Genomic DNA, 1502 nt, shown 5'->3' on the forward strand with positions numbered 1-1502 from the left:
AACAAGCCGTTAAAGTGCGACAAAATACAGTTGGCTATTTTCGCTGCGCTCAAGTTTAGCCAACAATATTTTGCGCCTTAACAGGGGCGTTATGTTTATATGGAGAGTTCGTGAAATGTCAGAATCAAATTTTATTGTTAATGTAACCCCAAAAACATTAGAAGATGGATATAAGTTAATTTGTGCTTTTAATGAAATAGAAAAGATGGATGGGTTATCAGAAAGCGAGTTCAAAGAAAAACTCTCTGAACTCATAAGCCCTGAATTTACAAAGTCTTTAATGCAACCACTTTCTAAAAAGGAACATTTTGAATATTTGTTAGATTTTTTTCCTGAAGGTACGACTTTAGAAGTGGCTTTTCAATCATCTACTACTTTAACTAAAAATAAAGATCTTCCTTGGATTGAAAGTAGCTCAGGCGAGTTAGAGTCGTGGGAATTATGCCCTCAATATATGTCTCTAAATTTATGTACAGGGAACTGTGATGATCTCAACTCTAAAGTTGGCCTTGAATTTAGCTCTGGTTCAGTAGACGAATTAAAAGCAGTAGTGTTCTCAAAGGCATTTTCTATGGCTGGATTTTATGTTGAACTTCCAACATGTTGGGATGATTACGAAGATGGCTATGACGATGAGTACTAGATAAATTAAACATAACAAAGCAAATCAAGCAGACGCATAACGGTTGTCGCCGTTTTTGCTAAAAACAAAAGCCAGCAAAAACACCGCCAACCTATGCGCTGTTGTTTGCGGCGTTATGTGCCGTAATGATAGCGTAGCTGTGCAATCAGAATTGTATCATTTTGATTTTTATACACGATTCGGTGCTCGTCATTGATGCGGCGAGACCAGTATCCTGATAACCCATGCTTAAGAGGTTCTGGTTTCCCAATACCTTCTGTAGGGTTTCGCTGAATATCTTTGATTAACAAATTGATACGTTTAAGTATCTTTTTGTCTGTAGTTTGCCAGTAAAGGTATTGCTCCCAAGCTTTAGTTGAAAAAGTTAGTTTCATTCTATTAGCTCTCTTTCAGTTCCGTTGCCTGCTTCAAGTTCGGCAATAGATTCTAAAAGTTCGCGTGCATTTGTCGGTGATCTAAGTAAATATGTAGTTTCCTGCATTGCGTTATAGTCTTCTAAAGACATCATAACTACAGGATCTTCACTTTTACGAGTAATAATAATTGGTGCATGATCATTACAAACATGTGCCATTGTATTTGCTAAATTTGCTCTAGCTGATGTGTAGCTTATTGCATCCATGTGAACTCCAAAATGTTCATGTACGTTTATTTGTACATTTTAGCTTAAAGGCACATAACAAGGCAATTAAATCGGACAAAAAACAGTTGGCTTTTGTTCGTGCCTCACAAATTATAGCCAACAATTTTATGCCGTTTATTGCGGCGTTAGTAAGCCGTTCAATTTGATTGGCTTCGCGGTTTTTAAGTAAGTAGTTTTGAAACCGGAACGTACGGTGAAATACTCGTAAATAGTAGT

The 1502-nt window shown here is 36.8% G+C and carries 3 protein-coding genes; 1 reads left to right on the forward strand and 2 read right to left on the reverse strand.

What is annotated here, in order from left to right:
* Positions 1 to 115: 115 nt before the first annotated feature.
* Entirely contained in the window at positions 116 to 643 is a 528-nt protein-coding gene (locus G337_RS0119315) for a hypothetical protein (RefSeq protein WP_157619404.1), read from the forward strand.
* A gap of 113 nt (positions 644 to 756) precedes the next feature.
* Here the strand turns inward: G337_RS0119315 and G337_RS0119320 are convergent, their stop codons facing one another.
* Both G337_RS0119320 and G337_RS0119325 read right to left on the reverse strand, forming a co-directional pair.
* Positions 757 to 1017 carry a Txe/YoeB family addiction module toxin gene (locus G337_RS0119320; RefSeq protein ID WP_028865307.1) on the reverse strand — a complete coding sequence of 87 codons (261 nt, stop codon included), beginning with the start codon at positions 1015 to 1017 and terminating at the stop codon, positions 757 to 759.
* Positions 1014 to 1265, reverse strand: a complete 252-nt coding sequence (locus tag G337_RS0119325; RefSeq protein ID WP_028865308.1) for a type II toxin-antitoxin system Phd/YefM family antitoxin — start codon at positions 1263 to 1265, stop codon at positions 1014 to 1016. The genes G337_RS0119320 and G337_RS0119325 overlap by 4 nt, the downstream gene beginning before the upstream one ends.
* Positions 1266 to 1502 lie beyond the last annotated feature (237 nt).

Origin of the sequence: Psychromonas aquimarina ATCC BAA-1526, assembly GCF_000428725.1 — a bacterium.
In the GTDB taxonomy this organism is placed as follows: Bacteria; Pseudomonadota; Gammaproteobacteria; order Enterobacterales; family Psychromonadaceae; genus Psychromonas; species Psychromonas aquimarina.